The organism is Gorillibacterium sp. sgz306347, assembly GCF_059735245.1.
On record NZ_JCAPET010000019.1, the window covers coordinates 76,684 to 93,775 of the forward strand.

The 17,092-nt window shown below is 58.5% G+C and carries 21 protein-coding genes and 1 tRNA gene; 6 read left to right on the forward strand and 16 right to left on the reverse strand.

Features of this window, described 5'->3' with window-relative positions; genetic code table 11:
* Positions 1-6: 6 nt before the first annotated feature.
* The 5 genes from aroA to AC6I6H_RS12110 all read right to left on the reverse strand — a co-directional run bounded on the left by aroA (position 7) and on the right by AC6I6H_RS12110 (position 5,730).
* Positions 7-1,299 (reverse strand): 3-phosphoshikimate 1-carboxyvinyltransferase, encoded by a 1,293-nt coding sequence (gene aroA, locus AC6I6H_RS12090; protein ID WP_497954056.1) that lies wholly within the window; start codon positions 1,297-1,299, stop codon positions 7-9.
* A complete protein-coding gene (locus tag AC6I6H_RS12095) occupies positions 1,296-1,832 on the reverse strand; it encodes a shikimate kinase (RefSeq protein ID WP_497954059.1) in 537 nt (178 codons plus the stop codon). Before AC6I6H_RS12095 ends, aroA begins: the two co-directional genes overlap by 4 nt.
* Before the next feature lie 154 nt (positions 1,833-1,986).
* Positions 1,987-3,405 (reverse strand): NADP-dependent phosphogluconate dehydrogenase, encoded by a 1,419-nt coding sequence (gene gnd / locus AC6I6H_RS12100; RefSeq protein WP_497954060.1) that lies wholly within the window; start codon positions 3,403-3,405, stop codon positions 1,987-1,989.
* 7 nt (positions 3,406-3,412) lie between these two features.
* On the reverse strand, positions 3,413-4,987 hold the full coding sequence (locus AC6I6H_RS12105) for a gluconokinase (RefSeq protein ID WP_497954062.1): 1,575 nt from the start codon (positions 4,985-4,987) through the stop codon (positions 3,413-3,415).
* Positions 4,988-5,133: 146 nt separating this feature from the next.
* The gene (locus AC6I6H_RS12110) at positions 5,134-5,730 is read right to left on the reverse strand and encodes a YkzI domain-containing protein (protein WP_497954063.1); all 597 of its coding nucleotides are present in this window, start codon (positions 5,728-5,730) and stop codon (positions 5,134-5,136) included.
* Positions 5,731-6,220: 490 nt separating this feature from the next.
* Here AC6I6H_RS12110 and AC6I6H_RS12115 point away from each other — a divergent pair, with 490 nt between their 5' ends.
* Together AC6I6H_RS12115 and AC6I6H_RS12120 are read left to right on the forward strand one after the other, a co-directional pair.
* Complete coding sequence (locus AC6I6H_RS12115) at positions 6,221-7,690, forward strand: aminotransferase class I/II-fold pyridoxal phosphate-dependent enzyme (protein WP_497954064.1); 1,470 nt, start codon at positions 6,221-6,223, stop codon at positions 7,688-7,690.
* Between the two features lie 211 nt (positions 7,691-7,901).
* Complete coding sequence (locus tag AC6I6H_RS12120) at positions 7,902-8,945, forward strand: Gfo/Idh/MocA family protein (RefSeq protein ID WP_497954065.1); 1,044 nt, start codon at positions 7,902-7,904, stop codon at positions 8,943-8,945.
* Between the two features lie 176 nt (positions 8,946-9,121).
* Here the strand turns inward: AC6I6H_RS12120 and AC6I6H_RS12125 are convergent, their stop codons facing one another.
* The 5 genes from AC6I6H_RS12125 to AC6I6H_RS12145 all read right to left on the reverse strand — a co-directional run bounded on the left by AC6I6H_RS12125 (position 9,122) and on the right by AC6I6H_RS12145 (position 11,657).
* Complete coding sequence (locus AC6I6H_RS12125; protein WP_497954066.1) at positions 9,122-9,430, reverse strand: DUF1292 domain-containing protein; 309 nt, start codon at positions 9,428-9,430, stop codon at positions 9,122-9,124.
* Positions 9,431-9,548: 118 nt separating this feature from the next.
* Positions 9,549-10,160, reverse strand: a complete 612-nt coding sequence (locus AC6I6H_RS12130) for a stalk domain-containing protein (protein ID WP_497954067.1) — start codon at positions 10,158-10,160, stop codon at positions 9,549-9,551.
* Between the two features lie 122 nt (positions 10,161-10,282).
* Positions 10,283-10,660, reverse strand: a complete 378-nt coding sequence (locus AC6I6H_RS12135; RefSeq protein ID WP_497954068.1) for a YhjD family protein — start codon at positions 10,658-10,660, stop codon at positions 10,283-10,285.
* Positions 10,661-10,859: 199 nt separating this feature from the next.
* Entirely contained in the window at positions 10,860-11,348 is a 489-nt protein-coding gene (locus AC6I6H_RS12140) for a CcdC family protein (RefSeq protein ID WP_497954069.1), read from the reverse strand.
* Positions 11,349-11,450: 102 nt separating this feature from the next.
* A complete protein-coding gene (locus AC6I6H_RS12145; protein ID WP_497954070.1) occupies positions 11,451-11,657 on the reverse strand; it encodes a hypothetical protein in 207 nt (68 codons plus the stop codon).
* A 171-nt stretch (positions 11,658-11,828) separates the two neighbouring features.
* On the opposite strand from AC6I6H_RS12145, the gene AC6I6H_RS12150 reads away from it, so the two are divergent.
* Positions 11,829-12,569 (forward strand): MBL fold metallo-hydrolase, encoded by a 741-nt coding sequence (locus AC6I6H_RS12150; RefSeq protein WP_497954071.1) that lies wholly within the window; start codon positions 11,829-11,831, stop codon positions 12,567-12,569.
* An 87-nt stretch (positions 12,570-12,656) separates the two neighbouring features.
* On the opposite strand, the gene AC6I6H_RS12155 is transcribed toward AC6I6H_RS12150, so the two are convergent.
* On the reverse strand, positions 12,657-12,899 hold the full coding sequence (locus tag AC6I6H_RS12155; RefSeq protein WP_497954073.1) for a DUF3892 domain-containing protein: 243 nt from the start codon (positions 12,897-12,899) through the stop codon (positions 12,657-12,659).
* Positions 12,900-12,975: 76 nt separating this feature from the next.
* Positions 12,976-13,425, reverse strand: a complete 450-nt coding sequence (locus tag AC6I6H_RS12160; RefSeq protein WP_497954075.1) for a GNAT family N-acetyltransferase — start codon at positions 13,423-13,425, stop codon at positions 12,976-12,978.
* A gap of 167 nt (positions 13,426-13,592) precedes the next feature.
* Between AC6I6H_RS12160 and AC6I6H_RS12165 the strand changes: the two genes are divergently transcribed.
* On the forward strand, positions 13,593-14,012 hold the full coding sequence (locus tag AC6I6H_RS12165) for a CBS domain-containing protein (protein WP_497954076.1): 420 nt from the start codon (positions 13,593-13,595) through the stop codon (positions 14,010-14,012).
* A 124-nt stretch (positions 14,013-14,136) separates the two neighbouring features.
* On the opposite strand, the gene AC6I6H_RS12170 is transcribed toward AC6I6H_RS12165, so the two are convergent.
* The 4 genes from AC6I6H_RS12170 to AC6I6H_RS12185 all read right to left on the reverse strand — a co-directional run bounded on the left by AC6I6H_RS12170 (position 14,137) and on the right by AC6I6H_RS12185 (position 16,344).
* Complete coding sequence (locus tag AC6I6H_RS12170; protein WP_497954077.1) at positions 14,137-14,484, reverse strand: EamA family transporter; 348 nt, start codon at positions 14,482-14,484, stop codon at positions 14,137-14,139.
* A complete protein-coding gene (locus AC6I6H_RS12175) occupies positions 14,456-14,824 on the reverse strand; it encodes a DUF2304 domain-containing protein (RefSeq protein ID WP_497954078.1) in 369 nt (122 codons plus the stop codon). The genes AC6I6H_RS12170 and AC6I6H_RS12175 overlap by 29 nt, the downstream gene beginning before the upstream one ends.
* 4 nt (positions 14,825-14,828) lie before the next feature.
* On the reverse strand, positions 14,829-15,527 hold the full coding sequence (locus AC6I6H_RS12180) for a glycosyltransferase family 2 protein (protein WP_497954079.1): 699 nt from the start codon (positions 15,525-15,527) through the stop codon (positions 14,829-14,831).
* Positions 15,528-15,774: 247 nt separating this feature from the next.
* Complete coding sequence (locus tag AC6I6H_RS12185) at positions 15,775-16,344, reverse strand: HD-GYP domain-containing protein (protein ID WP_497954081.1); 570 nt, start codon at positions 16,342-16,344, stop codon at positions 15,775-15,777.
* Positions 16,345-16,672: 328 nt separating this feature from the next.
* Between AC6I6H_RS12185 and AC6I6H_RS12190 the strand changes: the two genes are divergently transcribed.
* Positions 16,673-16,891: a hypothetical protein gene (locus AC6I6H_RS12190; protein WP_497954082.1), complete on the forward strand. Its 219-nt coding sequence runs from the start codon at positions 16,673-16,675 to the stop codon at positions 16,889-16,891.
* Between the two features lie 128 nt (positions 16,892-17,019).
* Positions 17,020-17,092 (forward strand) — tRNA-Val (locus AC6I6H_RS12195).

Below are 17,092 nucleotides of genomic sequence, written 5' to 3' on the forward strand. Positions count from 1 at the left end.
CGGTCATCAATCCTCAAAAACGATCTCCGCCCCCAGCGCCCGCAGATGGTCGAAAAAGCCGGGGTACGATTTTGCGACATGCTGGGCATCGCGGATGGTCAGTCCCTTGCGCGAGCGAAGGGCAACAATGGAAAGCGCCATGATCACGCGGTGGTCGTAATGAGCGTCGATCTCCACGCCGCCCTCCACACCTTCCGGCGAGCCGTGCACGATAATTTCGCTCTGCCGCTCCTCCGCGTTTACGCCTGCTTTGCGCAGCTCGCGCACATAATCGCTGATCCGGTCGCACTCTTTGTAACGCAGATTTTCCACGTTGTAGAAGCGGGAAGTTCCTTCCGCGAACGAGGCGGCCGCCACCATGGCAAGCACGCCGTCGGTAAAACCGTCGCCGTCAAACTCGCCGGCTGCGAGGCGTCCCGTCCCCTGCACGTGCACCGTGCCGTTTTCGTGCGTCAGCGGCACCTGCATGGCGCGGAGCACATCAACCACCTCGCGTTCGCCCTGCTTGCTTTTTTCCGCGAGCCGGTGCACCCGCACGTCCGACTCCGTCACGGCCGCCGCGGCCAGAACCGCAGCGGAGCCCGGGTAATCCCCCTGCACCGAGTAGCTTTGCGCCTTATAGTGTTGCCGGCCCGGAACGCGGAAATGCATCAGGTCGGGAGCAGCTTCGATGCGGATGCCCGCCTGCTCCAGCACCTCCAGCGTCTGGCCCACCACGATCTTCGACTTGAGGTCGTGCAGCACTTCAATTTCGCTGTCCTCTTCCAGCAGCGGCGTCAAAAACAGCAGCGCGCTTAAATACTGCGAGCTGACGCTGCCCGAAACCGCAATCCGGCCCCCGCGCGGACGGCCCCCGCGAATCGTGATCGGCAGCTTGCCGCCGTTGTCGTCCACCTGGACGCCCAGCTGCCGCAAGGCGTCGATCAGGTCGTCATGCGGCCGCTTCCCGAGCGATTCGGGATACGTATTGACAAACGTTATCTCCTCCCCGAGAGCGGCGACCGCCATCAAAAAGCGCAGCACCGCGCCGGCGTTTCCGACGTTCAGCTCGCGGACCGGAGAGGGCCGGGAGCCGAAGCCGCGGATGGTCAGCTTCTCTTCGTCTTCTTCCACCACGGCCCCGAGCTCGCGGATGCAGCGGCGCATCGCGTCGCTGTCTTCGCTATGGGCCGGGTACCAGATGGTGCTTGTCCCCTCCGCCAACGCCCCGACGAGCAGGTAGCGGGTGGTATAGTTCTTCGAGGAAAGCGCCTGGATTTCCCCGGACAACCGGCGAGCCGGTTTCACATGTGCTTTCATAACCGCTGATCGTCCTCCTTCTGGCATGCTTGTTGAAATTCCCGGAAGATTCGCTCCGCCGCCTCGGCCGGCGCGAGCCGGTCCGTGTGCAGCCGGCTGTGCGCGAACCGGTAGGCATCCTTCCGTTCCTCCATCAGAACGGAGACCCGCTCCCGCACATCGCCTTTGAGGAGCGGGCGGCCGGTATCCCGGGCCACCCGCTCCACGATCGTTTGAAAGGAAGCCTGCAGCTCGACCACATGCCCGCGCTCCAGCATGACGGCCCGGTTCTCGGGATCGAGCACGCAGCCGCCCCCCGTAGAAACCACCTGCCGCGAACCGCTCAGCACGTTTTGCAGGACGCGTTTTTCCGCCCGGCGAAAAAACGGCTGCCCCTCCTCCGCAAACATCTGCGCGATCGATTTTCCTGCGTCCTCCTCAACCGCCACATCCAGATCGACAAACCGCCAGCCCAAACGCTCCGCGAGCAGCCGGCCTACCGTGGATTTGCCCGTCCCCATAAACCCGATCAAAATTACATTGTCCCTGCCCATGCTTCACCTCGCCGCATCCGTGCGTTTAAGCATTATCATACCACAGCGCCGGATGACGGCAATCTTTTTTTGTCCCCGGGTCCGGCTGCAAAAAAAGACGCGGCCGCAGGCCGCTCTCTTGCGAGGGCTGCCCGGCCGCGTCCGCTCGGGAGACTTACTCCAGGCCTTCCAGCCAGTTGTGATGGAAGACGCCTTCCTTGTCCACACGCTCGAAGGTATGCGCGCCGAAGTAGTCGCGCTGCGCCTGCAGCAGGTTGGCAGGAAGCCGCTCCGTCCGGTAGCTGTCATAGTAGGACAGCGCCGAGGCGAAAGCCGGAACCGGAACGCCGCGGGTAACGGCGATGGAGACGACGTAGCGCCACGCCTCCTGATAGTTCTGCACGATGGATTTGAAGTAAGGATCAAGCAGCAGATTTTTCAGGGCGGCGTCGCGGTCGTACGCGTCCTTGATGTTTTGCAGGAACTGTGCGCGGATGATGCAGCCGCCGCGGAAAATCATCGCGATGTCGCCGTAGCGCAGGTCCCAGCCATACTCCTCGGAAGCTTCGCGCATTTGGGCAAAGCCTTGTGCGTAGGAGCAGATTTTGCTGGCGAACAGCGCTTTGCGCACCGCTTCGATAAATTCCTTCCGGTCGCCCTGGAATTCCGTCTTGGCCGGTCCTTCCAGCACCTTGCTCGCGGCCACCCGCTCCGCTTTCATGGCGGAGATGAACCGCGCAAATACGGACTCGGTAATGATCGACAGCGGAACGCCAAGGTCAAGCGAGCTTTGGCTCGTCCATTTGCCGGTGCCCTTCTGGCCGGCCGTGTCCAGAATGACGTCGACCATCGGCTTGCCGGTTTCCGGGTCCTTGCGGCTGAAAATGTCCGCCGTGATTTCGATCAGGTAGCTGTCCAGCTCGCCTTTGTTCCATTCGCTGAAAATCTCGTGCAGCTCTTCCGCGCTGACGCCCAGCACGTCCTTCAGCAGGTGATACGCTTCGGAAATCAGCTGCATGTCGCCGTATTCGATGCCGTTATGGACCATTTTGACATAATGCCCGGCTCCGTCCGGTCCGATGTAGGTGCAGCACGGGTCGCCGCCCACTTTGGCGGAAATCGCCGTCAGGATCGGCTCGACGAGCTCGTAGGCGTCCTTTTGGCCGCCCGGCATGATGGACGGGCCCTTCAGTGCGCCTTCTTCTCCGCCGGAAACGCCGGTTCCGATAAAGCGGATTCCCCGCGCTTCCAGCTCCTTGTTGCGGCGCTGGGTGTCCGGAAAATAGGAGTTGCCGCCGTCGATCAGGATATCGCCTTTTTCCAGATGCGGAAGCAGCTGCTCGATCGTGCCGTCCGTCGCCGCTCCCGCTTTGACCATCAGCAATATTTTGCGAGGCGTTTCCAGCGACGCCACGAATTCTTCCACGCTGTATGTACCCGTCAGGTTTTTGCCCGGCGCTTCGGCCAGAAGCTCGTCGGTTTTCTCGCGGCTGCGGTTGTAAACCGAAACCGTAAAGCCTCTGCTTTCAATATTCAGCGCCAGGTTTTTGCCCATGACGGCCAGTCCCACTACGCCAATCTGCTGTTTTGTCATGACTGTCTCATCCTTTCGATATGGTGATCTTTTGACTGAGCGCCCGCTGCTGGTAATCGGCGATCGCGTCGAATTCGCGGACCAGGCTTTGGTACACGCGCTCGTAAATCCCGGTCAGCTCTTTATAGACCTGATGGCAGGCGGGATCGCTCAAATGACGCTCCCGCGTATGGACCCAATCCTTGATGCCGGCGAGCGACGAAACGTCGCCCATCGCCCAAAACCCCAGGTAAGCCGCCCCGATGCCGGAGCTTTCGGCGCTGTCGGTTGCCACGACGGGTTTGTCCATCACGTCGGCGAGCATCTGCCGCCACAAGGCCGACCGGCTGAAGCCGCCGGAGGCGCGCAGCTCGCGGGCCGGGCCGCCGAGCTCGGTCAGCACCTTCGTGACGGAGTGCAGCCGGTAAACGACGCCTTCCATCACGGCGCGGATCATATGCTTTTTGCCGTGGTTCATGGACAACCCGAAGAAAACGCCGCGCGCGTTGGAGTTCCAGTTGGGGGCCCGCTCCCCGAGCAAAAATGGAAGAAAAATAAGGCCGTCCGAGCCCGGGTCCACTTCATGCGCCAGCTCGGTCAGGTAGTCGTACGGATCGAGGCCTCGCCTGCGCCCTTCCTCCGCCTCCAGGCTGGCGAGCACGTCCCTGGTCCAGCGGAACATGATGCCTCCGTTGTTGATCGCTCCGCCGACCGTCCAGAGCCCGTCCGCGAGGGCATAGCAGAACAGCCGGCCGTCGGGGTCGATCAAGGGCCGGTCCGTGACCGCGCGAACGGCGCCGCTCGTGCCGACCGTGAGCGCCCAGACGCCCGGCTCTATCGCCCCGGCGCCCAGGTTGGCAAGCGGCCCGTCCGCCGCCCCGACGACAAACGGGGTGTCCGCCGGAAGCCCCATGGCTTCGGCAGCCGCCGGCTCCAGCCCCTGAACGGCATAGGAAGCGGGAACCGCTTCGGACAGCCGGTCCGCGCCGATGCCGGAGCGTTCCAGGGCAAGCTCGTCCCAGGCGAGGCGTTCGAGGTTGAACAGCCCCGTTGCGCTGGCAATGGAATAATCCACGATATAGCGGCCGAACAGGCGGTGGAATATGTACTCCTTGATCCCGATAAACTTGTGCGCCCGCCCGAACACATCCGGCTCATGATCCTTCAGCCACATCAGCTTGGTCAGCGGGGACATCGGATGAATGGGGGTGCCGGTCCGCCGGAAAAGACGCGCCCCTTCCCCCTCCGCCTTCAGCCAATTGGCGTACCGGACGCTGCGGTTGTCCGCCCAGGTAATCAGACGGGTTAGCGGAAGCCCTTCCCGGTCCACGGCCATCAGGCTGTGCATAGCCGAGCTGAAGGAAACGCAGCGCACCCGGCCGCCGGAAATTCCCGACCCGCGCATTACGTCCCCGACGCCGCCGACCACGGCCCGGAAGATCGTGTCCGGGTCCTGCTCCGCGATTTCCGGAGACGGCGTATGCATCGGGTAATGAACGGAACGGGAAGCGGCAATGCCTCCGTCTCGGCCGACAAGAAGGACCTTTGCGCTGGTCGTTCCCAGATCCACCGCCAGGGCGTAAGGTTTCGCATGCTCGCTCATGGCTACAGAATCCCCCTGTCATTTACTCCCCCCATGATAGCACAGCTCGCCGAATGAAACCAACTCCGAACGCGCCCCTCCGTCCGGCCCCGGGCACGGCAAAAACCCTCCCGGACGGCGGGAGGGTTTTAAAGGAAGCGCAAGGCTTACATCTCGGTCGTGATCATTTCCTGACGCAGTTCTTCCAGACGCCGCTTGCCGGCTTCGATCCGTTCCGCGTCCCCGGCCGCCATTGCTTCCGCAAGCGAAGCCAGCTCGTAATCGAGCTCCAGCCGCAAAACCGGAATCCGTTCGTCTATGCGGCGGGATTTCATCGCGGTGGTGACTTCTTCTCCGGAAATGGCCGGTTCGCGCTCGAACAAAATTTTGTGCTCGACGCCGTTGATTTCTACCATGCGGATAATTTCGCCGAACATGATGTTTTCGATCAGAATCTGACGGTCCTTGAAGCGCTTGACCACGGCATGGCCTCTCGTGTCGTTGATCAGCTTTTCCATCAGCTCCGCCAGCTTTTCGTCGCGGAAAATATAGTTTCCGACAATTTTAAACCGTTCCCCGACTCTTTGGAATTGCAGCTTCACCAGCTTCCGTCCGGAACGAATGGAGATGACGAATTCTTTATCGCTTTCATTCCAATAGAGGGAGTAGCCTTCTTGGATCAGATTCTTGATAAAGCTGCGGATTAGCCGGCGATCAAAGCGCAAATCCAGGTTGCAATACTCGACTTCGTGAATTTTGTTCACGGCAAACCCCTCCCACTTGGCCTCTTGGCAACTGCTATTTGTTGGATAAGCAATTGACGGAATGTTCAGACAACTTTTGGTTTACTACTAGTTTATTATGATTATTCCAATTTAGCAACTTGGATGAACGACTATTTGCGAAAAACGCCCGCGGACAAACGCCCCTGCCGCAATTCCTCTAGCATAAGGCCAGCGGACTGCGGCTTCAATCTGTAAATCGTGGCAATGCGCCGCCGCATCCTGTTATTTCCATCTTTGACCGTTTCCCCGTTCTTATTCAACCCGCAAAATTTTTTTTGCGAGCCGCGCATCCGGCCCGCCCCTTTCGCCTGAGCCCTGCCGGGGAATTCGTCCAAAAACTGACACAGCCCGGGGGTTATTTTTTTCTTGATTCCTCGGCGCGTTCTGCTATACTTTTTACGTTCGTCGAACGTTTGTCGAATGATAACGGGCCGCACGGCGGCTTCACGGAAAGGAAGAGATGAACCGAATGGATCAGCGTCATACCCCGCTGTTTACCGCGCTGTGCAAGCACGCGGACAGCAACCCCGTCCAATTCCATATACCCGGCCACAAAAAAGGGGTGGGCATGGATCCCGAATTCGCTGAATTTATCGGTAAAAACGCCTTGTCCATCGACCTCATCAACATCGCCCCTCTGGATGATCTCCATCAGCCGACGGGCGTAATCGAAGAGGCGCAGGCTTTGGCGGCGGAGGCTTTTTTGGCCGACCATACCTTTTTTTCCGTGCAGGGAACAAGCGGCGCGATCATGACCATGATCATGTCGGTCTGCGCCGAGGGCGATAAAATCATCGTTCCGCGCAACGTGCACAAATCGGTCATGTCGGCGATCATTTTCGTCGGCGCCAAGCCGATCTTTCTTTCGCCGGTGCGCGACCAAAACCTCGGCATCGACCACGGGATCACCACCCGTTCCGTCCGCAAAGCGCTGGAGGCGCATCCGGACGCCAAGGCCGTGCTGGTCATCAATCCGACCTACTACGGCGTCTGCGCCAACCTGAAGGAAATCGTCGATCTCGTGCATGAATACGACATCCCGGTTCTGGTGGACGAAGCGCACGGAGCGCTTCTCCCGTTCCACGACGATCTCCCGATGTCGGCCATGCAGGCGGGCGCGGATCTGGCGGCGACGAGCATCCACAAGCTGGGCGGCTCGCTGACCCAAAGCTCCGTCCTCAACATCCGCGGCAACCGGGTCAACCCGAAACGGGTGCAGACCATTATCAGCATGCTGACCACGACCTCGACGTCGTATCTTTTGCTCGCTTCCCTCGATACCGCCCGCCGCAACCTGGCGGTGAACGGCCGGCAGATGGCCGACAAGGCGGTGGCGCTCGCCGAGCACGCCCGCGAGCGGATCAACACGATTCCGGGCCTCTACTGCTTCGGCGAAGACATTCTGGGCACGGAAGCGACTTACGATTACGACCCGATGAAAATAAACATTCTTGTCCGCCATCTCGGCATCACCGGCTACGAGGCGGAAAATTGGCTGCGCGAACATTATCAGATTGAAGTCGAGCTCAGCGATATGTACAACATCCTCTGCTTGATCACCCCCGGAGACTCCGAGGAGACGGTCAACCTGCTGGTGGGCGCCCTGCGCCACATGTCGGAGCTGAACTACAACATCAAGACGGCAAACGAGCTTGTCGTCATCACGCCGGAAATTCCGCAGCTTTCGCTTTCGCCCCGGGACGCCTTCTACGGAGATACCGAGGTGATTCCGTTTACGGAATCCGCCGGCCGGATCATGGCGGAGTTCATCTATGTTTACCCGCCGGGCATCCCGATTCTTCTGCCGGGCGAAGTGATCTCGCAGGAGAACATCGATTACATCATGGATCACGTGGAAGTCGGGCTGCCGGTCAAGGGACCGGAGGACCGGTCTGTGCGCAACGTGAAGGTCATCAAGGAAACGCAAGCGATTTTCTAATGGCGGCCGAAAGGCCGCTTTTTCCTTAACGCCGCAACATGCCAAAATCGAATATAAAATCAACTAGAATGACACTATCTTTTTCTATGCTTGTTCCCTATACTTTAAGCTGCAACCGGAAGAATCGTGAAGGGACAGCAATTTCAGATATAGGCCCTGCAGCGCTCTGACGGCAGTCAGTCATTCTCAGAATCGGAAGTGAGCCATCGCCATGAGAAAATACGGGGTCGTTCTGATCGGATGCGGTTCGATGGGAGCGGCGCACTTGAACAGCCTGCGTTCCCATCCGAGCGTCAACTTGGTCGGGGTGGCCGATCTGGTCCCCGACAAGGCCCAGGCTTTTGCAGCCAAGTACCTCGCTTCTTCGTGGAGCACCAATTATAAAGAATATCTCGTTCGGGATGATGTGGACATCGTGATCATCGCCACTTACCCGTCTTCTCACCTGGAGATCACCCGGGCCTGCCTGGCCGCCGGCAAACACGTCCTGTGCGAAAAGCCGATGGCCGCCTCCCTCCGCGAAGCCGCGGAGATGGTGCAGCTTGGCTCCACCGCCAGGACCAAGCTTTTGATCGGCCACATTCTGCGTCACAACACGACGTACCGGATCGTGCGCAACATGATCAAGAACGGCGTGATCGGCGGTCCGATCGTGATGCGCATGTCCCAGATCAAAAACCCGGCGGAAACCTGGGGCTCGCACCTGGCTCTGCTGAAGGAAGTCTCGCCGATCATCGACTGCGGCGTTCACTATGTGGATGTGATGCGCTGGTTTACCGGGGCGGAGGTTTTGTCGGTCAGCGGATTCGGCCAGCGGCTGGAGCCGGACGTGCCTGTCGACTCCTACAACTACGGCATGATTACCCTCAAGCTCTCGGACGGATCGCTCGGGTATTACGAAGCGGGCTGGGGCCACTCGATGCCTTACGACAACCTGAAGGAGTTCATTGGACCGAAGGGCCGCATCCGCATCATTTATCAATCCTCCCGCACCGAAGGCCGCGAGCTCGGCAACCTGGTGGAGGTGCAGTATGCGGACGGACGGCGCGAGGATTTCAACGTTCCGTTCGACGCCAAGCCGACGGATCTCCAGTTTGACCATCTGATCCGCATGATCGAGGAGAACCTCGACCCCCGCCCGTTCCTGAAGGACTTTTACCGGGCGCTCGAAATTACGTTTATGGGCGACAAAGCCATCCGGGAAAACCGTCCCATCCCCTGCCTGGAACGGGTGCCGGAGGTTGTCAATTACTAATGTCCAATGTGCCGCCGACGGGAAAGCCTCCGCTTTCGCCGGGCGGCCTTTTTGCATGCGGCGTTTCCATCCCTGCTCTGCCGGGGCCTTGCGGCCTTCCCTGCAAGCAAGAACGCAAACAAAAAAGGTTGTCCAAAAGCGGACCGCCGCTTTCGGACAACCTTTCTCTCCTGCCGTTACTCCGCGTCCTGCGCCGCGATTTCCTGATACACGGCTTCCACGCGCTTCCACTCTTCGTCGTCCTCGATGCTCACCAGATAAGCCTCGTCATTCTCTTCTTCGATGCGGAAGATAATGCCGGCGGCTTCCGGGTCGTTGCGGTCGAGAAGCACCGCATACGCCTGTTCTTCGGACTCAAAAGTATATACCATAACCATTTCGTGTTCTTTGCCCTCTTCGTCGGTTACGACAAATACTTCGTCTTCATGGTTGTGATCGTGATCGTGGCCGCATTCGCAGCCATCGTGGTGGTGATGATCGCTCACGATATCCCTTCTTTCTCCAAAAAAGTCTGCATTACTTGTGTATCGTACCATAAGTATTCCCCAAAAGAAAAGCCGTTCTTGCGAACGGCGGTCCGGCCGGGGCCGGATTATGGCGATCTCAGTACGAAGTGATTGTTTTCTCGGAGACGACGGTAAACTCGCCTTTGTACTTGAACGCGAACTTCACTTTGTAGTCGCCTTTCTGGCTGAATTCCTGCTTGACCTTCCAGAAATACCAGAACGACTTCTCCTTCGGCGGCACTTCCACCGGGCTGGTGGCGACGGTCTCCCCGTTCGGCGCGACGATCGAGATACGGAAGCCTTCCACCGGGACGGTCACGCTGTCGGCGTCGGTAAAAACGACGAAGTCGACCGTTTTGCCTTTTTCCACGCGGGCGAACGGCTTCTTGAGCGTAAAGTCCTCGGCGCTTACGTCCTGGGCAAACACCATGTTCACGTTCGGCTTGAAGATGTCGACCGTTTGGGTGGCGCTGTCCCAATTGACCAGCGCGCGCAGCGCGGCTCCGGCCTGGCGCAGCGGAATCATCGTCCGTTCGTTCATCAGAATGGCGGGCGCTTCGTTCTCCGTCGGTTTAATCTCGGTGCCGTCCACTTTCATTTTGACTCTGGAAAAGCCCTCGTATTCTCCCCACAGGGACTCCGCATAGGCGCTTGCCCCGAATAGCATTGTAAACGCAATGAGCAGGACAATCAATCGTTTGGCTTTCATCTTGTCCCTTTCCCTCCATCAGTTCGGTGTTGTCTTGTATAAGTTATACTCGGCCGAATGCAAGGAGTTGCGTTTGTCCCGGTAAAAAAATGAAGGGCCGAAACAACCGCGGGCGGAGGGCGTCAAGGAGTATGGCGGCCTCCGGTTTCAGAGGGCCCCGGCTCCAGCAGCCGGGTCAGCTTGCGCTCGCATTTTTCCTTCAGGATAACCGGAAGCATGCCGTAACGCCGCTCATAACCCCGGTGCAGGTACACCACCTCGACGTTCCGCTCGGGGGATACGGTGCTGGCCAAGACCCGGCAGCCCATTTGCCGGAGCGCCCTCCCGGTCTGCCGGTGCTCCCGCTCGGCCCGCCCGCTCAGACGCTCGAACAGCCCCTCCTCAAAGCGGTCGGGCCGCGAGGCGGCGGCCAGCCGGTGATCCGCGTCCAGCGCCTTCAACAGATACTCCGTAACGATATAATCGCCTATCCGGCTTTCCGGACTGTTCTCGGGTTCCATTCCGTCCGCCGCCTCCTTCTCTTTTGTTATCAGTATACGAACACAGGTTCCCCTTTACAACCGTGAATATCCCCCTGGATTGGCTCCCGCATCCGGGAACGCCAAAAACGCCCGGCCCGTCCGGATCGTGGAAAACGCTCCGGGTCGGACAGGACGTCTTGGGATTGCCCCGGTTTGACAGAACGGGGCGGCACTTTTGTTACGGCTCCAGCACGGCCGTTCCCCGAATCGTCCGGTACCGCCGCAGCATGGCCAGCCGCCAGGGCAGCAGCATGCCGAACGCCAGGATGAAAAAGACGGATGCCGTTTGCTGCAGGCTGATGAAATGCTCGACATAGTTATGCAGCGTCAGGCGAACGGCCAACAGAAAAAGCAAAATAAAAACAAAAGCTTTGGAGCGTTTGAGGTAGACCTCTCCCCCGGATAAAACGAACTTTGACGTTCGAATGAGCGGGTACGAAAAAAAGACGGCTCCCGCCAGGAATGCGCCAAGCGCCCAAAGCCAGGGAATCCGCATCGGCGGGTACAGAAACATCAGGAAGCCGGTGCTCATGCCGAGGGGAGGGATGATAATTTTGCGGACGCTGGTCGGCCGTTCCGACGCCTTCAGCCGGATGACGATGACCGAAAGGGCGAAACCGGCCGAGATCAGCAGCGGCAGAAGGTGCGTGTTGAAGCTGATAGACATGGTCGCTTTCCTCCCCGTTTGTTTGCCTTTATTATACCTCTATTGCCGGGGGGGAAGAAAGCCGAGCGGCAGCGGGCCGTCCGCGAGCCCCTCCGAAACCCGTTACTTGTACGCTTTTCCTTTTGTCAGCATGCAGGGCACTCCTCTGCCGAGGGCTCCGGGCGCAGCCATCAGCTCCGCATACCGCATTCCCCGCGCGCACGGGTGCCGGCAGACCGCACACACATCCGAGGTGACCATTTTCATCGTGAAGCGGTTTTTGTCCGTGACGGCCGGCATTTCCTTTTTCTTGGCGTTTGCTTTTGCCATACGCTTCCCCCCATTCGGGAAAATGAACTGCTAGAACAGAATATGTGGGGAGAAGCCCGGATTCGTCCTTTTTTCGTCCGCCGGCGGCCAAACTTTTCATGACGGCTTGTTCCGTGGTAAAGTAAACGCAAAACCCGGTTACACGGGACGCTCATACAGGAGGGGTTTGCGATGACGCTGCAGGTCCGCATGCTTGGCACGGGAGGAGCGTTCTCCAAAACTTACGGCAACACCAACGCCCTGTTCGCTTCGGGAGATTTTCAGCTGCTGGTGGATTGCGGCATAACGGCTCCGCTCGCGCTGCACGAAATGGGCGTGGGGCTTGAGGACATCGGCGGCTTTCTGATCACCCATCTTCACGCGGATCATGTGGGCGGCCTGGAGGAGCTCACCTTCCGCATCCGCTATTTGCTGGGGAAAAAGCCCAAACTGTTTATCCCGGAAGCGCTTCTGACGCCGATCTGGGAAAATACGCTGCGCGGCGGTATGGAAAGCCAGGGGGAAGGGTGCACGGGGCTCGCCGATTACTTTGAAATCACTCCGCTTACGGTGGGCCAGCCCGTCCGGATTTCGGAGAACCTGACGGCCGAAGTGCTGCCCACCCGCCACATTCCCGGCAAGCCGAGCTTTTGCGTAATTCTGAACGGCCGGGTGTTTTACAGCGCGGACACAGTCTTTGACCGGACCCTGATCGAATACGCCTACTACGAGCGCAAATGCCGCCACCTCTTTCACGAATGCCAGCTGACCGGCCCCGCAGTGGTGCATACCGCCCTTGACGAGCTGCTGACGCTGCCGGAGGAAATCCAGCGCAGCCTCTGGCTGATGCATTACGGCGACGAACGCGAGGCGTTCGAAGGCCGCACCGGGGCGATGCGCTTCCTCCTCCCCCGCGAAACGTACGTGCTCTGAACGCAAAATAACCGGACCGGGCAGATCACTTCCTGCCTGGTCCGGTTTTCATTTTGAGACCGTCTGTTTTCGATGAAACGTGTTCCGTTAAAACTGGGGCAGGTTGTCCAGGTTGTTATCCGGATTCCCGTCAGCGTTGGAGCGCAAATGCTCGTCCCCGTCTCGTCCGCGGAACACGTTTACGCCCTGGAGCTCTCCGGTTTTCGCCAATTGCTGCGCCGTTTTGTAATCCACGGTCCGGCCGGAGGAAAGCTTCAGCTCGACGATGTCTCCGTCGCCGTTCTTCCGCACGGCTTGCACTTCCTCGGCATTTTCCCGATTCGGGCTCATTGCGGTCAGCCTCCTTTTTCTTTCCTTGCACCGGTTAGAATAGGCGGAAACGCCGGCCCTTATGCGTAAGGGATGCTCAGACGAGTTTTTTTTCCATCCGCACGTGCGGAATGCCCGCGTCCAGAAAAGGCTCGGGCGACACCGTTTCATAGCCCAGCTTGCGGTAAAACGGCTCGGCCTGGCACTGGGCGTCAAGCATGGAGCGGACGGCTCCCGCTCCGCGGGCGTCGTCCTCCATTGCCAGCACCAGCTTCCGTCCCGTGCCGGTTCCCCGGCACTCGGCCAGCACCGCAATGCGCTGAAGCTTGATCGTCTCCGCGTCCCCATAAAAGCGGGACCGAGCGGTCGCCACGGGTTTCCCGTCCGCTCGCACCAGAAAATGACGGGAGGCCGTCACCGACGCGTCGAACGAATCGATTTCTTCTTCTTCCGGCACCTGTTGTTCATCCACAAAGACACGGAACCGGATATCCAGACAGGCTTTCAGTTCTTCTTCGTTTTCCACTCTCTTTACCGTGATTTCCACGTTCCACCAGTCTCCTTTGTCTTTGCTGCTGCGGCCGGTTGTCCCGGCGTTTTCCTAACTGTAGCGTTTTTCGTCCGTTTCGTAAACTCCTGTCTTCGGACCGCCGGATTTGGTACAATGGGAAGGCAAACCCTCATCCGATTTTCCAAAAGGAGTTTACGTTTCTTATGAATATCGCTTTTTTCCTGCTTCCGAAGGTGGACGTCATCTGCTTGACCCCGGAAACCACCCTCCGGCAAACATTGGAACGCATGGAGTTTCACCGCTACACGGCCGTTCCCGTCCTGAATGAAGACGGCACCTACGCCGGAACGGTCACCGAAGGCGACCTGCTCTGGTTTTTCAAAAACAACCGGCCGGCGATTACCTTTGAAACCGCGCACCGCCACACGCTCGCCGAGGTGCCCTTTCGCCTGCAAAACAAAACCGTCCGCATCGATTCCAATATGGAGGATTTGATCACTCTGGTGCAGGTGCAGAACTTTGTGCCGGTCGTCGACGACACGGACCGGTTCATCGGGATCGTGCGCCGGAGCGAAGTCATCGAATACTGCGCCAAGTCGGTGTTAAAAGGCCTTACCCCTTAGGTTTTCCCGCGGGAAGCCTGCCCTTGTATAAAAAAAGCGTCTTCCCGGTTTCCCGGTGAAGACGCTTTTTTTGACGAGTTGGAAGCCACGCCGGCGGCATATCGCGCCAATAGCGCGCTGCGCCTCAGGGCTTGGCCACCAGCACGGCGCCGCCCAGAATCAGAACCATGCCGATCCATTGGGCCGTACTCATCGTTTCCTTGAACAGCAGAATCCCCGCCAGCGCGCCAAGCACGTAAGCCATCGACTGCAGCGGATAAATCCGGCTGAGGTCGTAACGGCTGAGCGCGTAGAACCAGACGACGGTCGCGATGGCAAACAGTACGCAGCCGCCGAGCATAACCGGATCTGTCAGCAGCGTCAGCAGGTCGCCCGGCGAACGGAGCGGATGGCGGTTGAGCGCGTATTTCCACATCGTCTGGCCCGTCACCAGAAGCAATACGTTACAGAGGACGATCAGCAGAACGATCACCGGCGGCCTCCTCTTCCCGGCGGGCCTTCAGCAGGGCGAGCTCCTGCGTCAGCCGGGTCATTTTGCGGTCAAGCTTCGTGATGACGGTGGTGAGGTGAAGAATGAACACCAGCGAAAAGATAAAGCCGATAAAGAACAGCAGCGAAGTGCCGTACACCACGCCGATCGCTTTGGAGATCCGGTCGAGGAACGTCGGGAACAGGCTGAACACCAGCATGACGAGCCCCAGCATCAGCCACAAAATCGAATAACGTTCGGAAATTTTGCGGCGGCGGATCATCTCCACGACGAAGCCGATAAACAAGAGACAGAAAATGACGGAAAGCGTGAAAATATTCATAACGTCAGTTCACATTCCTTATCCGGGTCATGATTACGGCAAGCGAGACCTTGATCATGTAATACATGGACTTGAAAGGGGTGATCGAGGACTGCCCGGCCGCGCGGACGTGCATGTTGACGGAGGCTTCCTTGACCGTATGGCCCATCCGCTCCAGCAGCACGATGGCCTCGACTTCGGGATAATCGTCGGGGTAATACCGGGCAAACACTTCGATCACGTCCCGGTTGACGGCGCGGAAGCCGGAGGTCGGGTCGGTGATGCGTTTGCCGACGGTCATCTTGATCATACGGGAAAAGAAATTGATCCCGAAGCCGCGGAAGAAGCTCGGCTGGTATTCCGTCTTCTCGACAAACCGGGAGCCGACGCAGCAGGCCGCCTGGCCGCTCGCCACCACCTGGATGATCTTCTCCAGGTCCGCCGGGTCATGCTGTCCGTCGGCGTCGATTTGAATGGCGATGTCGTAGCCGTTCTGGTACGCAAACAAATAACCGGTCTGCACGGCACCGCCGATGCCGAGGTTGACCGGCAGATCGACGACATGGGCAAGCCCGGTGGCTTTCGCCACGCGGCTGGTGTCGTCCCTGGAGCCGTCGTTCACAACCACAATATCGATGTCGGGGTGCCAGCGCTTGACGGAGCGAAGGACCGCCTCAATGCTTTTTTCTTCATTGTATGCCGGAATGATAACCAGCGCTTTCATGGTTTAACTCTCCTCTGTGTCGCAGCCTGACGCATGCCGCCTAATACGTCCGTTCCCGAAGCCGGAATCTGATACTTCTTAAACAAATGCGGCGCGCAAGAACCGAATGCAAGTCTCAACTAATATAGTATACCTTGGATTCCACATAAAACAAGCATTTAAAAAGGATGCCGCCGGCATCCTTTGCTAGGTTCGAATGATTGGGCGGGAAAAGGCCGGGTGCACGGTCAAGGCAAAAAAGCCTTCGTCACGCGAACTGCCGCTCCGCAATGGTTTTCCATTCCGGATACACATACTCGAACGCGTCGACCAGTCCGGGATCAAACTGGGCGCCTTTTTCGGCGGTAATCCGCCGGTGGGCTTCTTCCGTGGAAAGGGCCGAACGGTAAGTCCGGTGGGAGGTCATGGCGTCGAACGCATCCGCGACTGCCGCAATTCGGGCAAGGAGCGGAATGTCTTCGCCTTCCAGCCGGTTGGGGTATCCTCTCCCGTCCCACCGTTCATGATGATGCAGAATGATCGGCACGCATTCCTCCAGCCCGGGGATCGCTTGGACCGCTTCTGCACCGCATACCGGATGCCGCTTGATGACACTGTATTCTTCGTCGGTCAAAGGACCGTTTTTAAGTAAGATGTGATCGGGGATGCTGATTTTCCCCACGTCATGAAGCAAACAGGCGTTGTAAAACGCCTCCAGCTCCCTTTCCTCCAGCACGTTCAAATGCCGGGCAAGAATCATGGCGTAAACGCCCACTCTTTCGCTATGGCCTTTGGTATAAGGGTCCTTCTGTTCAATCGTGGAGATAATACCCGACACCCCTTTCCGTTGGAATGGTAAAGCCTGCGCATCGGCTGACGTCAGCCGCTTTGGGATTATGCGTCATGCCATTTTTTGACCTGTCATGTCAATTCGACGCCGCCTTGGCGATTCCTTCTCCCGCGGGTCGCAAGCGGTAAAATTATCCCGAAAACAGTACAGAAGCCGGGCCGTTGAGCCGATATAGAAAATAGGACCTTTGGATCGCCAGCCGCCCGCCCTCGTTCCCGAGACGGAGAAAACATGCCGGATGATCCCCTTCCCAAGCAGGAGTTTTGATTTTTTTGTCGAATCAACCTTCTTTACCATTTTCAACGAGGTGAATCCCTTGCAAACAAACCTGCCACATCAGCTGCTGAACGACGCCGACTTTGACAATGCCATCTTTTTTCAGCGGCCAATCGCGGTTTACCGCAGCGGAGCATGCGTAGAAGACTGCGGCACCGTCCAGCGCTTCACGCGGGACTCCGTCGTCATCCGCCGGGCGGACGGAAGCCGCTGCGACGCCTATTACCTGCGAGAATTCTGCGAGTTCGTAGTGCTGTAAAGCAAGGAGCCGGTCGCAAGATCGGCCCGTACATAGAATTTCTAAAATACCTGTTGACTTTCCCCCGACCACCTGATATTATATTTTTTGTCGCCGCCGACAACACGGCAAACGACACAAGCCGATATGATCTGTTAGCTCAGCTGGGAGAGCACCATCTTGACAGGGTGGGGGTCAGTGGTTCGAGCCCACTACAGATCA

Excerpts from the sequence above, each read along its gene's own strand:
- aroA (WP_497954056.1), bottom strand. The coding sequence starts at position 1,299 with ATGAAAGCACATGTGAAACCGGCTCGCCGGTTGTCCGGGGAAATCCAG.
- AC6I6H_RS12095 (WP_497954059.1), bottom strand. The coding sequence starts at position 1,832 with ATGGGCAGGGACAATGTAATTTTGATCGGGTTTATGGGGACGGGCAAA.
- gnd (WP_497954060.1), bottom strand. The coding sequence starts at position 3,405 with ATGACAAAACAGCAGATTGGCGTAGTGGGACTGGCCGTCATGGGCAAA.
- AC6I6H_RS12105 (WP_497954062.1), bottom strand. The coding sequence starts at position 4,987 with ATGAGCGAGCATGCGAAACCTTACGCCCTGGCGGTGGATCTGGGAACG.
- AC6I6H_RS12115 (WP_497954064.1), top strand. The coding sequence starts at position 6,221 with ATGGATCAGCGTCATACCCCGCTGTTTACCGCGCTGTGCAAGCACGCG.
- AC6I6H_RS12120 (WP_497954065.1), top strand. The coding sequence starts at position 7,902 with ATGAGAAAATACGGGGTCGTTCTGATCGGATGCGGTTCGATGGGAGCG.
- AC6I6H_RS12130 (WP_497954067.1), bottom strand. The coding sequence starts at position 10,160 with ATGAAAGCCAAACGATTGATTGTCCTGCTCATTGCGTTTACAATGCTA.
- AC6I6H_RS12135 (WP_497954068.1), bottom strand. The coding sequence starts at position 10,660 with ATGGAACCCGAGAACAGTCCGGAAAGCCGGATAGGCGATTATATCGTT.
- AC6I6H_RS12140 (WP_497954069.1), bottom strand. The coding sequence starts at position 11,348 with ATGTCTATCAGCTTCAACACGCACCTTCTGCCGCTGCTGATCTCGGCC.
- AC6I6H_RS12145 (WP_497954070.1), bottom strand. The coding sequence starts at position 11,657 with ATGGCAAAAGCAAACGCCAAGAAAAAGGAAATGCCGGCCGTCACGGAC.
- AC6I6H_RS12150 (WP_497954071.1), top strand. The coding sequence starts at position 11,829 with ATGACGCTGCAGGTCCGCATGCTTGGCACGGGAGGAGCGTTCTCCAAA.
- AC6I6H_RS12155 (WP_497954073.1), bottom strand. The coding sequence starts at position 12,899 with ATGAGCCCGAATCGGGAAAATGCCGAGGAAGTGCAAGCCGTGCGGAAG.
- AC6I6H_RS12165 (WP_497954076.1), top strand. The coding sequence starts at position 13,593 with ATGAATATCGCTTTTTTCCTGCTTCCGAAGGTGGACGTCATCTGCTTG.
- AC6I6H_RS12175 (WP_497954078.1), bottom strand. The coding sequence starts at position 14,824 with ATGAATATTTTCACGCTTTCCGTCATTTTCTGTCTCTTGTTTATCGGC.
- AC6I6H_RS12180 (WP_497954079.1), bottom strand. The coding sequence starts at position 15,527 with ATGAAAGCGCTGGTTATCATTCCGGCATACAATGAAGAAAAAAGCATT.